The sequence below is a fragment of the Falsigemmobacter faecalis genome (genome assembly GCF_003863335.1).
GTDB classification, from domain to species: Bacteria; Pseudomonadota; Alphaproteobacteria; order Rhodobacterales; family Rhodobacteraceae; genus Wagnerdoeblera; species Wagnerdoeblera faecalis.
This window is the reverse complement of the sequence record NZ_RRAZ01000013.1, coordinates 67,247-82,196: the sequence shown is the minus strand read 5'-3', so window position 1 is coordinate 82,196 and position 14,950 is coordinate 67,247. Positions and strand designations below refer to the sequence as shown.

Genomic DNA, 14,950 nt, shown 5'->3' with positions numbered 1-14,950 from the left:
GCTAAGCACTTCCAGGATGTAAGGGGGGCACCTGTCGCAAGGCATTCCAAAGCATTCAATGTATGGATCCTCTGCTGCAAGGGCGCCGTATTTGTCGGAATATCGCAGAGGAACACATGCCGCGTGGGTTATGATTTTACGGTTCTTTTTATGGATAAAGTCTGCAGCAATATAGCAGGTCTGCGGCCATTTTGGATTATCTTCCCTAACCAAAATTGCGCGTTTGACCCCCGTTGCCGCATAGCGCTTTGACGCTACTTCCAGGAACTTGCAGACTGCAAATTTAACCGCTGCTTCAGAATGTGGCATGGAACTTATTTCCAGTGAAAAGAGTTCGCTTATTCTAAGCAGGACGCGGACTGGCGCAAAGGTTTAAGACTCTTATCTTTTTATTATCATCGAAATGTGATCAAAGATGAACGCGCTATATTACATCAACCCTGTTATTAACGCGCGCCGGTTTTATTTAATCCGGGTTGAACATGATCTATTCGGTGAGAGTATCATTGTACGGTCTTGGGGGCGCATAGGTTCTAAGGGATCGACTAGAATAGACCGCTACGGAGATATTGGTTCCGCAATGGCCTGTGCAGCAAAAATCTATAAGCGTAAAATTGCGAAGGGATATACAGAGACCCTTTGCCGATAATCGCTCCGGCTTAACCTGAGTTCGAGATGCAGATTCTTTGAGCCCTAAGGGTGCTGGTTGCATTCACGAAACTGTATTGTTGGCAACTATAAGATTAGGATACTCCTTATTTTATTATAGAAGTGTTGCCGAAAAAGCACTCTTTGGCCCAATTAGCCTTTCTGAAATCGACTTTCTCTTGGGCCGGATCGTCAGACCAGTCACAAACATAGTTATCGGATAATTACTGACGCCCGTCTGTCATTATCCGATAAGCAGTTTTGAGGGGTTTTGAGATGCAGTTTGTCGCTTACTATCGGGTCTCGACCCAGGAACAGGGCAGATCCGGCCTCGGTCTTGATGCGCAGGAGCGTGCTGTCACAATGCACGTGCGAGCTAAGCGGGGTGAAATCATCGCCTCCTTCACTGAGGTAGAGTCAGGTAAGAGGTCGGACCGGCCCCAACTGGCTCTTGCGATGGAAATGGCAGCCGAAACCGGTGCGGTTCTCCTGATCGCAAAGCTCGATCGCCTAGCGCGTTCAGTTCACTTCATTTCGACCTTGCTCCTGGACCCCAAGCTGGAAATTGAAGCTTGTGACTTGCCGGCCGCAAACAAGATGACCCTTCACCTCATGGCAGCCGTCGCTGAAGGTGAGGCGGCCGCGATCTCTGCAAGAACGAAAGCCGCACTGGAAGCGGCGCGGCGCCGAGGGGTTCTGCTTGGCGTGCGTCACCCGGCAAAGGCGGGCCGGGAAGCGGAGATTTCCCAAAGCGGCCGCAAAGTCTTGCGCGAAAGGGCAGATCGGTTGGCAACGGAGCTTGGTCCGATGATCCATCGGCTGAGGCTTGATGGTCAGAGCTATAAACAGGTTGCCGAACATTTCACGCTCATAAACCTGCCGGCTCAACGCAAGCAGGCTCGGCGTGGTCGAACTGTCTGGCATCAAGACAGGATCCGGCAGATTTACCGCCGCTACTGTGCGATCACGCCTAATGTCTGCGCTGCTGGGCGGACAAGAGCAGCTAAGAAATCAGATACTTGGGAATAAATATATGAATTTTAACACTTTTGACGAATTTTGCTCGGATGTTGCACACAATATTTCAGGGCCAACAACCATAGCTATGGCTCATGCTGACAACACGATGGGAAACTTCATAACGGCACTGGGCAACGGAAGTGGCTACCGAGCGATTGGGTTGATCAACTTCTCATATAGCACATGGAGATGTGCGGCAGTCATGGCTAAAGCCGGGAGTTTCGCGCAGACACCAAGCATGCTCCGCTTATGCCTTGAGGCAGTCTGGTACGCGCTTTTGGTTAAGGAGGATGCACGTTGGTTGGACACATGGAACCGCATGGGTGAATCCAATACCGCCAAGGACAAGATCAGAAACGGGGCACTGAGGGCGGGGAGGGCCGTTATGTGTCAACATAACCCCGTGCTCAATGAAGCAATGATTAAGCTTTACGATGAGTTGATAGCTATCGGAGGCCACCCCAATCTTGACGCTATCGAGCTCATGACCATCCTTGATTTCAAGGAAGGCGAGGAGGTGGGTAGGGTTTTCTTCACCCAGCTTGGGGACGAGGCTCAGCGTCACTTGGCAGAAATGAACGTCTTGAGGACCGCCCAGAAGATTGTGAAGTCCTTCAGTGTGATATGGCCAGATCGCTACCTGCTGCTCGGATATGAGAAAATCTGTAGCAGGATGGACCAGAGCATACTTACCTACATCCACATCAACGAAACCAGGCAGCATAGGCGCTATGAACCACCTCGCTAAGTTAAAGGCGCGGGTAGTGGTTCTACCCACGCCTTCCAGATGCTGATTGTCAGATAACTGGCGCAGCCACAACGCCAAGGCCGATGAGCTTTCCGCGCAGATCGATGCCCTGCAGACCGTTGAGGATTTCCTGACCCGGATACTTTTCAGCTATCACCTCGCGCCATGTCTGGCCTGATTTGCTTTTGGTATCGAGGTGCTTCGGGTCCAAATCCAAAGTGCTGATTTCAGAGCCCTTGGCCAGAGCCACCTTCTTACGCGCGATCCTGCTTACTTGCTGAAGGATAAGCCACACGTCGAGCTCTTCACCGCACCAGCTCTCTAGGTCAGGCTTCACCATGAAGCTGCTTTCGCCAAAGGTTACTTCCTTCTCCGGAAGTGCTGCGAAATGTGCTGAGATCTTCGCTTCTGCATCGCGGTCGATCCAATGCTGCTCATCGCAGCCTCCCTGCCCGCGGTTGCTCAAATCAGCGACGTGTTTACCGTCCATAAAGAGCTTGGCGGTATAGCAGTTAGTCTCTTCCGAAAGGCGGGCATGGTACTGGATAGATTTCAGGGTGAGTTCCATTGGTGTCTCCTGTGACAGTCTTGCCGCCTATAGCGGTCTGTTGAAGGCTCACATTTGTCGTGACGCATTTCAATAAAAAAAATCAAACAAAATCATATGCTTAAAATGAGCATTTGCCTGATTTTATCTTCATATAATATGGATTTTCCACCATTTGCATTCACTTCGGCACGCCATAGTGTAGGGCCATATCATGCGGAGAAACGGTATACTTTGTCTACGACGTATACCGTGTAAACTTCGTAGACAAAGTATACGTCGTAAACTAATTAGCCGGAGCAAGATAATGCGTTATGCTTTTTGTTTGTTGATTGCATGGACAGCACCAGCCACCGCACAGCAGGCATTTCTTGATGGTAATACCCTCCATGAGTTCTGTTCAGCCGAGCCGCGCAATGGTGCTTTTGGGTATGCATCTGGAGCTCTGGAGGCCACTCAAGCGCTTATTTTGGCAGGGCAGGATCTGCCCTATTGCCTCCCACAGGGGGTTAAACTGAGGCAGGGTGTTGAAGTGCTCTGCAAGTACATCGATGACCATCCCGGTGATCGGCACAAGAAGGCTGGTTTGCTCACGCTTGAGGCCTTTGCAGAGGCGTGGCCATGTAGCGATCGATAATGCCTTGGTAAGAATTCAAATCCGCTAGACGATCTTGCTCAGTGGTGGGTGCTGCTTAGGTTTGAGCGTATCCACTCAACCTTAGGCAAGCTGCTCGCTTCAATCTGTAGCGCACGACCCATCCCGCATGATGCGCGCATCAACACTTTGGCAGGCAAATCTCGCTCATCTGAAGCGAAGAACTCAGTGGTGAAGGTGGTTTGATGGCGATACCCGTCGGCATCCTTCACAGCGGAGAGGTCGAAGCGCATGCGCTCGCCGCCATAGGTGAAATGCAGCCCTACCCTGATGCCATCAAGAGCGCCACGGCCATTCCAGAACAAGATTAGAAAGGGCCTCTTATGGAACTCATTGTTCTCAAGGATCCACGTTTCGACGTTCATGGCTCTTAGATGTTCGCCAAGGTGCCTGAAGGCGGGAAAGATCGCTGTGTTTTGGATCTCCGGCCAGCCAAGATAGCTGTTCCCCGAGGGACGCAGATCAAAGACTTTCGCGCTGCCTTCTGTCATCAGACACATCCTTGGAACTAATGCGCCAAGATTACCCGAGTCTGCGGCCCCATAATACTTGGCTGTTATGAGGTATAGGTTTTCGTGCTCCTTTCAAGCAAGAAAAAAGCTGTCCCAGGCGATACTGTGACAGCTCCGTGCGGCTTCCTGCGATCTGTCTATTCGACTCTCAGTTCATCCATCGTCATACCACCCTCAAGCAGATCCTCGATCCATGTTGGCGTTCTGCCTCTGCCAGTCCAGGAAAGAGACCGGTTGTAGGGGTGCTGATACTTGATCTTGGGCGCCTTTTTAGCGCGAGTTGCCCGAGCCTGTTTCTTAGTCTCACTTTTTTGGAGACCACTGATAACGTCGGCCACATCGACGCCGTACTTATCAGCAACTTGCTGGGCCTCGGCCAAGGCCTTCTCGACCTGCAACTTGTAATAATCGTCCACAGCTGAGTTGATAATTTTCTGCAGTTCTTTGAGCTCTTCGAGCGGCAGATCACGCAAATCTTCTCGCGTGAGCAATGGGGCAGACATATTCTTCACTTCTTAGGCTTAAAGGGCTTCGTATGGTCTCCCAAGCCGAAGAAAACGCTATGATTAGGATCTTCCTCCAGAACCTCTTCGAGCGTTTTCGAAGCCTTCACTTCGCCTTTTGTATAGAGCTCATCCCAAATCTCAGAGGGGTCGCGCTTGAACATTTCGGCCACTTTTAAGCGAATTTCATGGTTCGCTGTGGTCCCGTAAATGTGGTTGGTGAGGATACGATAGCTGATCCCAAGTATCTCAGCCAGATCGTGAAGCTTCATGTCATTCATGCGCAGAAGCGCACGCACACGGGCTGAAGGGGCCATTTCTGCCCATTCTTTTTTCGAGATCGCATATGCTGGCTTAACCCGCGTTCCACCGCCGGCACCGCGAGGGCGTGCCTGAAGGTAGACGGGATCCCAGACTTTTTCCGGGTCCAGGTTGAGAGCATGGGCAATTTTCTTACGGATCTCGATAGAACGCGGTCCGACACCGGAAGTGCATCGCACTGCAACCGAAAGCTTATCAGTACGGGGTTCACCGATCAGCTGGGCGATAGTCTCGAAGTTGAGGCGTTTCTGTTTCATCGCTTCACGGATTATCTCGTGTGGTTGCTTAAGCTTGTCGTTCTTCTCCATAGCGATGCTTTCACTAACCTGTTGTCGAGACTGCATTTTTTTAACAAACTACGCAGCCCGATCTTTTGAGTCAATCTCCCCAGAGAATTTGCCGCATTTTAGGCAGGAAATAGTCCGGAAAACTGGTGTGGATCACTCCAACATGTAGTTCTGATGAATGGCAGTAGCAAGATTTTCTTCAAAGTTCAGAAGCTGTTGATAGAGGTCATCCAAGTATTCAACGCGCTCCATGTCACCTTCGTTGCCTGCTTCAGTCATGTCTTCCAGAACAGCTTTTCTAAGCAAGCCGAAGCTCTCCAGAGCTTCCTTCGTTACAAAATCATCCTCAAGGATCTCAAGTTCCCGGGCTTCTTCTGCGGTGATACCATTAAACTTTTTCATCACATAAAGCGGCATATTTGATCCTCGGCTTTGTCAGAGCCAATTCCTCTGCTATGTTTCATCACAATGCCGTAACCAACGAGCACAAGATGAGATGACTTCCACCGCTATAAGAAATCAAGGCTTGAATGCTCGTGGAAGCACAAAAGTTTACCTAGCGTTAACCTTGTGCGTATGCTTTTTCGTCATCGGGTGCCTGTCACGGGCTGTGTATGCGCAAACAGCAGAGGCGCCAGACGTGACGCGGCAGGAATTAAATGAAGCCTGCATAAGGCCTTACCCACCAGAGCCCTCGCATTATGAGTCCGCAGCGGCCTTTAATGCGGCCAAGGAGCTCTACTATCGTGAGGCAAGTGTCTACGTATCCGACTGCATCGACAAATGGATCTCTGAGAGCCGAAGGATGTACGAAGAGATGTTCCGCGCTGAAGCGGAGAGCTACCAGCGGGATCGGCAGGACGTTCTGGATGAAATGCGTGACTCAGCGCACAGTCGTTTCTAAGGGAAGTAGATTATGACCCCAAAGCCCACCGTTACCACCTCAGCCTCCGCCCCATCCGGCCAGTCGATGCTCAAAGTAACCTACCGCAGTGACTGGCGGCTGAAGATCGTGATTTTCCTTTTGCTCATGGTCCTCGCTTACTTCGTGTTCACATTCGCAAGCATGGTCCCACAGGCCCGATCTCATTTTATTGACCTTCTGCTTAATCCTAGGCTCGACTTCTTCATGGTCCGCTGAGGCAGTTGGGGCGGGTAATTACCCGCCCCTTCCTTACTTTGTCTGATACCAAATGTACGCCACGCCGAATGGGGCGATGAACACTGCGAAGCTGAAAAGCACAACATTTATCAGCAGTTTAGCCGGATATAGCAGGATCATGGGCAAGATGAGGAATGTGTCGCCCAAGATCAAAGCTTTCAGCTCATCCCAGACCAGCTTTGCAAATGGGAAGACCAGCAGGCAGAGGCTGAAGTATGCGATCGCTCCCGCGCTCCCGGCTGCAGCCTTGTTCCCCTGCATGACAGTGTAGATTATCAGCGCCATGAAGAGGGCGCCAATCAAGTAAGCCCTGACCATGTAGCGTGCGTTCACGCCGCCCAGAATCCTTTTAAAGCTTTGCATACCGTTCCTTCTCACATGTCCAGGCGGCTTAAAAACATGACGCCAGGAAAAGGTACAGCTCGGCCGCCTCAGACCGTAGAAATCAGCAACTTTAGGAACATCCTCAGTCTCTTACGGGCTTTGTGGCGCAGCTGCACCAAATCGAGCCTGTTCCTGCTGATAGTGGACCCAAAAATAGGATTTTCGTTGAAATAGCGGCGAACAGGCCCAATGTCTTTGTCAGGCCATTATCTCAAAGGAGGTCCATATGTTCGCCAAAGCGCTGCGCGGCCTCCGCCGCCTTGCCATCCGGTTCGATGCCTGGATGACGGAAAAGCCAAAGCCCATTACTGCGCAAGAAGAAGACGCGCTTCGCAAGCAGGGTCTTAAGTTCATGGCTTACCAGACCCATGACGCCTGCGGTGGTCTGCGTCCTGCCGGAAAGACCAGGATTCACCTCTTCGATTGACATAAAGTAAGGCCCCCAGATTGCTCTGAGGGCCTTTCGTTTATCCTTGCGCTGAGGGTGCAGCGGCTGCCTTTTCCAGAACAGCCCGCACCCTGTCTGGCGAAACTCCGGCTCGGTTTCCCTGCACCTTGTCGTAATAACTGGCCTCGGGGTTTGGACCTGTCATCTTGGGTAAGATTGCCCATTCCTGAGAGAGACTGTGGGCGTACCCGTCCACGTTCCCGTTCTCTGATAGGTTGCTCAGCCCACGTGCATTCAACAGATACACCCCCAGTCTGTCCTGAGCCTCTGGCGTAAAGCGGTCGCTTTCACTCAGGCCCGCGCCCCGAACCGCTTTGACAAATGTTCCCTCAGGATCACTGCCGCCTGTCATCTGGTATCGGCCGGCAGCCCGCGTCTCCACGCCTCTGATCCTGCCGTCCTGCCACTGCATGACTTCACCGATCGTCATCTCCGTCAGCGGCTGAGCTGGTGGGTTTCTAGCGGATGCCCTTTCAAAATCATCGTAGCCTCTCGGGGCCTCAAGGCTTCCGACGAAAGATAAGATCAGGTCTTCTTTGGTCCCTGCTGGCAGTGTGGTCCCGCCGCCTTCTAAGGTGCCGCGGCCAACTGGGTTGGGGTTCTTGCTCCATTGGACGCCAGCACCCGATGCATTCAGTCCCTCTTGACCGGTCTCATGCGTCAGTTGCTGTGTGAGAGCACCAAGCTGGTACTCCGCAACGCCGCGCATGTAATCTCGGTTCGTGAACCCAGATGCTCCCAAAGCCTGAAGCTTTGAGGAGGTTTCAGGACTTGCCAAGACAGGATCAGCCTCTTCCATTTTGCTCAGCATTGTTGAGAAGCGGGCCGCCAGAACCTCGTCTCCAACGTTGTCCGCACCTGCCCTCAAACCACTGAGAGCCATGTATGTGGCCACGTCCGTAGCGCCGCCTATCGTCCCCTTCTCCACCTGCTGTGACAGGTAGTTATTGAGCATCGTATCGGCTTTCTGCTCGACAACATCCGCGCTCCCTTCAGTCACATCCGGGTATCTGGCGCCTGCCGAGTAGGCCAAATCTTCATAGTTGCTCTCAAACGCTTTTCTATCCACGGCTGACATGGATCCCAAAAGCGTACTGAAGAAAGTTGAAGCAAAGCCCTTTTCTTTAAGGGATTCCGCGAATGTCAGCTTGTTAGCATCGATAGGCCCGTGCTGTTCTTCAATGCGATTGGAAACCGCTGACAAGACACCGTTCAGCTGCCCAGGTGTCATGTCTTCGAACGGGGCTCCGATCCTTCTCTGCATCTCATCCAGAACTTCTGCAGGTTTCCCCATCGTCGGATCAAGATCTTTGAGGGCATTCTGCACGAGTTCCCCGTCGAGGCGGAAACCTCTGCCGGCTCCCATGTAAGCGTCGCGCAACTGTTCTGGATCCACGCGGTCAAAGCTCTGCAGGTTGCTCAGCTCCGGTCCTGCTTCGCGCCCCTGTGCCGTACCGAGACCGGCGAAGCGCATAATGTCATCCGAGACAGCGTTGATTGCATCACGACGTTCCTGGCCTGTCTGAGTGTCATCTGCGTACAGCATGCCATTCAGTCCCTGCATCACATAGTGTGCTGCAAATGCATAGCGTGCCTCTTCCGCATTTCTGCCCGAGAAGAGTTGGTTCAGCTGGCGCTCATTACTGTCCATAAACTGATCAACTTCTTGGTTCAGACGTGCGTCATAGACAGCCTGCTTCGTCATTGACATAGCGTTGGCGTTGTTTGCCATCAGCGAGGAAATCTCAGACAGCTTGAATTCCTGGCTGGCGCGCTGGAATGTCATGTCCTGTCGAGAGTTTGTCTCAGACTCGCTGTTGCTCCAGCTGGCCTGCTGCGTCTCGGTGGCAGTTTCCGTCCTTTGATTGCTTTCGTTAACTCCCGCAGTGTTGATGGTGCTCTTCGTATCGCTCTCGCTGACCGAGCGACTGCCATCGACACGCCCCGCTGTGTTCGAAGTTATCGCGGATCCGAGGTTGTAGCCTAGTTTATTGCTGTCGCTTTCCTTGTACCCATCACTGAACCGTACTTCAGCGCCTGCACCAAGGACTGCTGATGCAGATCCAGCCACGCCTTTTCCAAAGCCAAGGCCGCCTGATACGCCTCCCGAAACACTCCCTGTGATCCGCTTGTCAACGCCAGTACCTGACGTAACGGCAACGCTCCGGTCACCGGCTACACTCGTACCGGCGTCAGTCGAGGTTCCAAAGCTATACTGAAGTCCGTTGCTGACTGTGGTTGCGTCTGACGCCACCTGTGAGCTTGTCGCGCTATTCAGGCGAGAAGTGCCTTTTGCCTGATTGAAGCCTGTGCTTGTTCCAATAGACCCTGTACCTGCGAACGCGGCTACCTCAGCGGCCGAGAAGCCGGAGGATACTCCGTGGCCCAGAGAAACGGTCACGTCGCCCAGTTTATTGGCGTCCGTCGCAATGGCAGTGCCCTGAGACATAGGCGTGTACTGGTAGGCCGAGCTGAACACGTTAACCGGATCGCGTTTGAGCGTATCCGGGGCGTTTTTCTTGGGATCGTAGTGCTCCCCGCCGGACATATCGCGCTGCATGGACGTAGCGAGAGCCGACGATGTGCCGAATACAAGGAACATCGAGAGCGCCGTGGCCAGCGACAGATAGAGATAGCCCACGTCCTGCAGCCGGGTCACTTCCGTGAGGAATGAATTGACCGAGCTAATGCTTATGAATGCCGTAATGCCGATGGCATCCAGCGAGGCGTCAAGGAAGCCCATCACGATCAGAAGTGTCGGATACCAGAACTGTACCCACACCAGCATCCAGAAGTATTTGGCTGCAGTTTTGCCTCCCAATGGCCCGATCATCATCAAAAGCAGGACAAGGGGCATGACGCTCAGGGACCAGATCTCAATGAATGAGATCGTTGTCGCCATGGTTTCGAAGATGATTGCAGCTGTGCCGTAGTTCTTCTCGCGTCTCTGGTTCAGAGCGTCATCGAGGGCAGCCTGATGCGAGCCGCCGCCCGCTGCGCCAACAAAATGAGCCGGCGCCCTTTGCACGGCGTTGGCCCATGCCACCCCCGCATAGAAGCGAGGCAGATCACTGACAACGCTTTCGAGGGCAGCCTGATAGCGCAGACCTGTCGTTGTATCGTTCTGATATTTGCTGAAAAATTCATTAACGGCCGCATTCAGTGCTGCTTGATATTCGGCAGACTCGAAGCCTTCCATGAGCAGGTCGTAGTGCTCTTCGCATTCATAGGCCCGCCCGTTAGAGGCTGCGACCGTCATGAAGTAGCCCGTCACGCGGTAGGTCGAGAAATCCCGCCAGTTGATCCGAGAGTATTTCGTTTCCACGTCTGGGAGCTTGTCCTGAGACTTCAGGCACCGATCCACGTAAATCATCGTGTCTTTGACCGGTGACAGCCCGTTCGCGAAGGTCGCTGCCGGGCCGTGGAACTGCTCTTCCGTGATAATTTGGCGATAGACCAGAGGTGCACGCAGGGCCAGCAAGTGGCCATTGTCCATGGTAATGGCTGTGTCCTCAAGGCCAAGGTTTTCCGTCAGCATGTCGCTGAGCCCAGCACCGATCGTGGTAATGATCGAGATAGGGGCGGCGAACCCGATCGGCAGATCATCGACCCTTGAGAGCCCGCCGTTCTTATCCTCGATCACGAGATCCACACGGGGCAGGATCATCAAGACCGCAACCATGATCGGCCAGAAGAAGGTGGCCATCGTGAATTGGCCCCCTCTGAAGATCGACACAAAAAGTGCCACGATCAAGCCAATGACCGCCGCCAGCTTGGCAGCCACATCGAAGGCTCCGCCGTCGAAAATCATGGCGATCTGGCTCAGGATCCTTGTCACAAGGATCACGTCACTGAAGGTGTAAGCCACCATTTCCATTTGTCACGTCCCCCTCAGCGCAGCGGTGAATGGTTGCGCACGAGGTATTCGTGCGTGTTCATAAAGGTGGTCATCATTTCGGCCGGGATTGCCGTGCGCTCGCCTATGACTGCCAGCTCGGCATTGATGCGCTCGATGGAGCGGGCAAAGTCGTTGCGGCGCCAATCGTCTGCGTATGCCGTCTCATACTTCTGCGACGACACGGCCTGATCGACGGCAACAATCACATCAGAGACGAAAATGACGGCCAGTTCATAGGCAAGGCGACCTTTCACTTCATTGAAGAAATCATAGGCTGCAGTCGTGCCCGGAGGGCTGGCTTCAGCGATTGACAGCAGCATGGTGCCATAATTTCCAAGCCGGCCGATGAGGGTCACAGAGTCCGCGTCTGTGCCGCCGCCGTTAATGATGCGGAACAGCACCGAGTTGGGGTCCGTGGGCCCCGAACCGACCAGAGCTGTCTCAAGCATGCGCTCAAGCCCGGTCAGCTGAACGTTGGTTGATGAGGGCGAAAGGCAGCGGGTCGTGGTGTCGCAGCGCAAAACACGGGCACTGCTGTTGCCATATACCAGATCGCGCACCGTCAGCTTGCCGCCAGCAACTGCTGGCGTGACATTCCGACTTGGATTGCCCGCTGAGTCATCAACCGGCCCTGAAAGGATCACGGTGCCGGTCAGGGTCATAAGGGCTTCCATCAGAGAGCGGTCGCCGGAGTTGAACCAGCCCTGCACCCCACTGGTCTGCATTGCCTCCCAGACCACGTTGGTCTCGAATTTGTCGTAATCCCTGCTGCCGCTTGCGTTGGTGGCGCTAAGGGATCCGACAGTAGAGGTCAGCGAGCCCCAGAAAGCATCGAAGGCGTCGTTGAACCCGGAAGCGATTGAGGTCGTTTGCATCCCCTTCACGTCCGAGAGCTCAAGCGCGGCGATCCCGCCGTTCACGATACCCTTGGCCAACTGGCAGGAGTTGCCCGTGAACTGGTTCATTTCCTGAATGACCCTTTGGAGCTGGCTCATGATCGTAGAGCACTGTTCGCAGATGTTTTTCAGGGCGAGGTGGAAGGCATAACCCGCTGCGTTCTGAGCAACGCTGCGCAAAAGTGCGATGAACTGCTCTTTGTTGATCATGCTAAAAGAGCCACCAAAAAGGTCGATGCCACCGCAACCTGCTTGGAAGCTCGGCGGGGTGAAGTTGATGACGTTCACGTTCATCACCCGCCCGCGGACGTAGATCGAGCCTCCATAGAAGCCGCCGCGCCGGGCCGTCTGTACCGATCCGGGGCTGTTAACCTGCACGTTTGCTCCGAGCATGTTTGACAGAGAGCTTTCCAGATCGGCACTGGCAGGGCCTGCCGATTGGAGGGCGATTGTTGCGGCCATCGCCGCTGCAAGGAACTTCCTGCGGATCTTCATTGTGTTGCCTCCGTCGCGTCGAGGTGCAGGCCGAACGGCCGCAGGTGTTGATCGGCTTGTCTGAGAATTTCGGGGAGTTCGCCTGTGCCTGTGGGGCCAACCTCACTCACGCGGGGGTTAATGGCCTGGGTCTTTCGGAACTGTTCATCACTGATGAGGCCGGAGCGCCGCGCCACCAGAAGGATGCGATCTGCGATTTCAGCCCCGCCCGTGGGGTTCCATGTGACAGGGATGAATGTGTTGCCTTGTGGGGCCGCGATGAACACTGCCCCACCATTTGCGACCCCCAACTGCTCCGAGATACCGGCATCAAAGCTCTGGCTCGGGGAGATCTCCGGGGGCAGCAACGTGCCATCCAGCGAGACGCTTTGCCAAACGAGGCCGTGGGTCTGCTGCATTCTGAAGAAATTCTCGCCCATCAGCGCACAGCTGCTGCAGTTTCTGTCCATGAACATCACGAGGGCATGGGTTTTGAAAAAGTCTGTCAGGACTTCGCGCTTGCGTTCCTCGGCTGTTTCTTCCAGCGCTTTGGCGAAGGAATCCTGTCTCGGCCGGCGCCTGCCTTCATCCAGCTCCGGGTGGCCGGTTGTGACCATTTTGGAAACTTCGGCAAAGACTTCGGACTTATCGATGGCCTGCTTTTGCAGGAGGAAATACCTTTCGATGTTCTCTGGCGTCGGATCGTCCATTGCAACATCGAGAGCAACAGGCATAGCTTCACGCAGGAAGGCCACGCTTCCAGGCTGTAGCGGCGGTGCAGGTGGGGGTAGCGGCTCTGGGGGAAGCTCGACGGTTTCCTCCGGCATTGGTGGCGGCGGCGGCAGCGGCTCAGGTTCCTCAACGGGTTCAGGATCAGGGGGCGGGTCTTTGTACCAGAACCATCCCTCCGAGCTTCTGTTGAAGTAGCTGCCTTCCTGACCTGCTGCTGGGAAAGCGAGCGCGGCGAAGGCTACTGATAGTGCAAGCTGTCTTACCGCCATATCAAGTTTCCATAAAATAGCCGAGGAATAGGAATATGAATAGCAGAACGCGAAGGCCTTGGAAGCCATAGAATGTTGTGGGTAGGGGCAAGCGGCTACATTTTGGAGATGCTGCTGTTAGAAAGGCTAATGCAGGAGCCGGCGTGCGGGGCAGTGCTGCAGCGTCACCCGTTAAAATCGGGCAGCATCTTCTGCTCTCGCGATAAAAGACAAAAAAAAAGAGCCCACACGGGGCTCTTTGGGTCAGTAAACCTCAGTTTGTTCGCTGAGGCCTGAGTAGGCTTCAGCAATTTCTTCGAAGCCACATTCAAGTAGCACGTCATTCCAGTCCTCTTTATCCGTATCGAGGAAATCGGGGACCAAAATGCGGCATTTGAGGCCCATATCCTGAAGACGTTCCTTCAGTTCAAGGGCGTGGCGTATTCCGGCTTCATTGGCATCCCTGTCGGCCCAGACAGTGACATATCTGGTGCCTTCAGGTGGCATCCACTTGCTCATCTGGGTCGTGTACCCAGCTGCAAAAATGGAGTGGCCAGTGCTGTAAGCGATAGCAACAGCGGTCTCTATGCCTTCACAGACATTCGCATGTTCGGTGAAGGGAGCACGGCCATTGATGCGTACAGCGCCATTCAGACGGGCTTCTAATCTCCCGAGGATTTTCTTGTTTTTTTCCACGGAAGCTTTTTGCGGCTTTTTCGGATCAAGGTAGATCCGGTGAAGCCCTGCCATTTCGCCGTCAACCGTCTGCATCACTGATACAAGGCCGGGGAAGTAAACAGGAGTATTCTCCTCATCCTCCACCTTTTCGTAAAACAGACGCTCGTTGAACCTCATGTTTTCTTGAGCAGCCAAGAGGTCAAGATCATCAGCTCCCCTTGTCTCAGTGAGATACCGGATGGCGTGATGATCTTCAGGCAGTTCAGACAGAGGTACGCTGTCATCCCAGATCTTGTTGAGCAGCCATAGCCGCTTTTTGATCGCTTCGGGATCACTGCGTTCGTCGTAAACGGGCTCTTTAGGGCGCGGCTGTGGAGCCGTGCGTTGGACTTTTTCGCCCCTTCCCAGTCCGAAATACTCTTCGAGGATCCGCAGAGCATGCTTCGGATTGTTTTCCTGACCTTCAAGGAAGCAGATCAGGTCAATTCCAGTCGGGAAAGTGCCGCAGGTATTGCAGACGCCACCGCCAGTCTTGATGAAGTCGTCGAAAACACGAAATCCGTCTGCTCTCGCCCCCTTGGTCGAGTGGTGCACAGGGCAGGCGCATCGTGCCAGTCCGGGTCTGGAAATCGCTTTTGCGATTGAAGGGTAAAGGCTTCCGATAATGGAATCCCATTGCCCCTCAGCGAGCTCCTTCACGCGGTCGAAACCAGATTGAGTCATAGCATGAGCCATAATCAAATCCTTTCCGGGCCATTTCCGCATGGGGACAAGGCCCCATAGCGGGTT

The 14,950-nt window shown here is 53.8% G+C and carries 15 protein-coding genes; 5 read left to right on the top strand and 10 right to left on the bottom strand.

Annotated features, from left to right (window positions below):
- Positions 1 to 415 precede the first annotated feature (415 nt).
- From EG244_RS21485 to EG244_RS10415, 3 genes are all read left to right on the top strand, one after another.
- Complete coding sequence (locus EG244_RS21485; RefSeq protein WP_124964945.1) at positions 416 to 649, top strand: WGR domain-containing protein; 234 nt, start codon at positions 416 to 418, stop codon at positions 647 to 649.
- A gap of 275 nt (positions 650 to 924) precedes the next feature.
- Positions 925 to 1,677, top strand: a complete 753-nt coding sequence (locus tag EG244_RS10420) for a recombinase family protein (RefSeq protein ID WP_124964944.1) — start codon at positions 925 to 927, stop codon at positions 1,675 to 1,677.
- A 4-nt stretch (positions 1,678 to 1,681) separates the two neighbouring features.
- Positions 1,682 to 2,416, top strand: a complete 735-nt coding sequence (locus EG244_RS10415; protein ID WP_124964943.1) for a hypothetical protein — start codon at positions 1,682 to 1,684, stop codon at positions 2,414 to 2,416.
- Positions 2,417 to 2,465: 49 nt separating this feature from the next.
- Here EG244_RS10415 and EG244_RS10410 read toward each other — a convergent pair whose 3' ends face one another.
- Positions 2,466 to 2,984 carry a hypothetical protein gene (locus tag EG244_RS10410; RefSeq protein WP_124964942.1) on the bottom strand — a complete coding sequence of 173 codons (519 nt, stop codon included), beginning with the start codon at positions 2,982 to 2,984 and terminating at the stop codon, positions 2,466 to 2,468.
- Between the two features lie 286 nt (positions 2,985 to 3,270).
- Between EG244_RS10410 and EG244_RS10405 the strand changes: the two genes are divergently transcribed.
- On the top strand, positions 3,271 to 3,600 hold the full coding sequence (locus EG244_RS10405; RefSeq protein WP_124964941.1) for a Rap1a/Tai family immunity protein: 330 nt from the start codon (positions 3,271 to 3,273) through the stop codon (positions 3,598 to 3,600).
- 38 nt (positions 3,601 to 3,638) lie between these two features.
- On the opposite strand, the gene EG244_RS10400 is transcribed toward EG244_RS10405, so the two are convergent.
- From EG244_RS10400 to EG244_RS10380, 5 genes are all read right to left on the bottom strand, one after another.
- A complete protein-coding gene (locus EG244_RS10400; protein WP_124964940.1) occupies positions 3,639 to 4,109 on the bottom strand; it encodes a hypothetical protein in 471 nt (156 codons plus the stop codon).
- Between the two features lie 158 nt (positions 4,110 to 4,267).
- Positions 4,268 to 4,633: an H-NS histone family protein gene (locus EG244_RS10395; protein WP_124964939.1), complete on the bottom strand. Its 366-nt coding sequence runs from the start codon at positions 4,631 to 4,633 to the stop codon at positions 4,268 to 4,270.
- A 5-nt stretch (positions 4,634 to 4,638) separates the two neighbouring features.
- On the bottom strand, positions 4,639 to 5,262 hold the full coding sequence (locus EG244_RS10390) for a hypothetical protein (RefSeq protein ID WP_124964938.1): 624 nt from the start codon (positions 5,260 to 5,262) through the stop codon (positions 4,639 to 4,641).
- A gap of 132 nt (positions 5,263 to 5,394) precedes the next feature.
- On the bottom strand, positions 5,395 to 5,658 hold the full coding sequence (locus tag EG244_RS10385; RefSeq protein ID WP_124964937.1) for a hypothetical protein: 264 nt from the start codon (positions 5,656 to 5,658) through the stop codon (positions 5,395 to 5,397).
- 757 nt (positions 5,659 to 6,415) lie between these two features.
- The gene (locus EG244_RS10380) at positions 6,416 to 6,766 is read right to left on the bottom strand and encodes a hypothetical protein (protein WP_124964936.1); all 351 of its coding nucleotides are present in this window, start codon (positions 6,764 to 6,766) and stop codon (positions 6,416 to 6,418) included.
- Between the two features lie 247 nt (positions 6,767 to 7,013).
- On the opposite strand from EG244_RS10380, the gene EG244_RS10375 reads away from it, so the two are divergent.
- The gene (locus EG244_RS10375; protein ID WP_124964935.1) at positions 7,014 to 7,214 is read left to right on the top strand and encodes a hypothetical protein; all 201 of its coding nucleotides are present in this window, start codon (positions 7,014 to 7,016) and stop codon (positions 7,212 to 7,214) included.
- A gap of 40 nt (positions 7,215 to 7,254) precedes the next feature.
- Here EG244_RS10375 and EG244_RS10370 read toward each other — a convergent pair whose 3' ends face one another.
- The 4 genes from EG244_RS10370 to EG244_RS10355 all read right to left on the bottom strand — a co-directional run bounded on the left by EG244_RS10370 (position 7,255) and on the right by EG244_RS10355 (position 14,896).
- Positions 7,255 to 11,112: a conjugal transfer protein TraG N-terminal domain-containing protein gene (locus tag EG244_RS10370; RefSeq protein WP_124964934.1), complete on the bottom strand. Its 3,858-nt coding sequence runs from the start codon at positions 11,110 to 11,112 to the stop codon at positions 7,255 to 7,257.
- 14 nt (positions 11,113 to 11,126) lie between these two features.
- Complete coding sequence (locus tag EG244_RS10365; protein WP_124964933.1) at positions 11,127 to 12,524, bottom strand: conjugal transfer protein TraH; 1,398 nt, start codon at positions 12,522 to 12,524, stop codon at positions 11,127 to 11,129.
- On the bottom strand, positions 12,521 to 13,573 hold the full coding sequence (gene traF, locus EG244_RS10360) for a conjugal transfer protein TraF (RefSeq protein WP_124964932.1): 1,053 nt from the start codon (positions 13,571 to 13,573) through the stop codon (positions 12,521 to 12,523). Before traF ends, EG244_RS10365 begins: the two co-directional genes overlap by 4 nt.
- 174 nt (positions 13,574 to 13,747) lie before the next feature.
- A complete protein-coding gene (locus EG244_RS10355; RefSeq protein WP_158617285.1) occupies positions 13,748 to 14,896 on the bottom strand; it encodes a DUF7146 domain-containing protein in 1,149 nt (382 codons plus the stop codon).
- Positions 14,897 to 14,950: the final 54 nt, after the last annotated feature.

Coding starts and splice junctions, on each gene's coding strand:
- EG244_RS21485 (WP_124964945.1), top strand. CDS start 416: ATGAACGCGCTATATTACATCAACCCTGTTATTAACGCGCGCCGGTTT.
- EG244_RS10420 (WP_124964944.1), top strand. CDS start 925: ATGCAGTTTGTCGCTTACTATCGGGTCTCGACCCAGGAACAGGGCAGA.
- EG244_RS10415 (WP_124964943.1), top strand. CDS start 1,682: ATGAATTTTAACACTTTTGACGAATTTTGCTCGGATGTTGCACACAAT.
- EG244_RS10410 (WP_124964942.1), bottom strand. CDS start 2,984: ATGGAACTCACCCTGAAATCTATCCAGTACCATGCCCGCCTTTCGGAA.
- EG244_RS10405 (WP_124964941.1), top strand. CDS start 3,271: ATGCGTTATGCTTTTTGTTTGTTGATTGCATGGACAGCACCAGCCACC.
- EG244_RS10400 (WP_124964940.1), bottom strand. CDS start 4,109: ATGACAGAAGGCAGCGCGAAAGTCTTTGATCTGCGTCCCTCGGGGAAC.
- EG244_RS10395 (WP_124964939.1), bottom strand. CDS start 4,633: ATGTCTGCCCCATTGCTCACGCGAGAAGATTTGCGTGATCTGCCGCTC.
- EG244_RS10390 (WP_124964938.1), bottom strand. CDS start 5,262: ATGGAGAAGAACGACAAGCTTAAGCAACCACACGAGATAATCCGTGAA.
- EG244_RS10385 (WP_124964937.1), bottom strand. CDS start 5,658: ATGCCGCTTTATGTGATGAAAAAGTTTAATGGTATCACCGCAGAAGAA.
- EG244_RS10380 (WP_124964936.1), bottom strand. CDS start 6,766: ATGCAAAGCTTTAAAAGGATTCTGGGCGGCGTGAACGCACGCTACATG.
- EG244_RS10375 (WP_124964935.1), top strand. CDS start 7,014: ATGTTCGCCAAAGCGCTGCGCGGCCTCCGCCGCCTTGCCATCCGGTTC.
- EG244_RS10370 (WP_124964934.1), bottom strand. CDS start 11,112: ATGGAAATGGTGGCTTACACCTTCAGTGACGTGATCCTTGTGACAAGG.
- EG244_RS10365 (WP_124964933.1), bottom strand. CDS start 12,524: ATGAAGATCCGCAGGAAGTTCCTTGCAGCGGCGATGGCCGCAACAATC.
- traF (WP_124964932.1), bottom strand. CDS start 13,573: ATGGCTTCCAAGGCCTTCGCGTTCTGCTATTCATATTCCTATTCCTCG.
- EG244_RS10355 (WP_158617285.1), bottom strand. CDS start 14,896: ATGGCTCATGCTATGACTCAATCTGGTTTCGACCGCGTGAAGGAGCTC.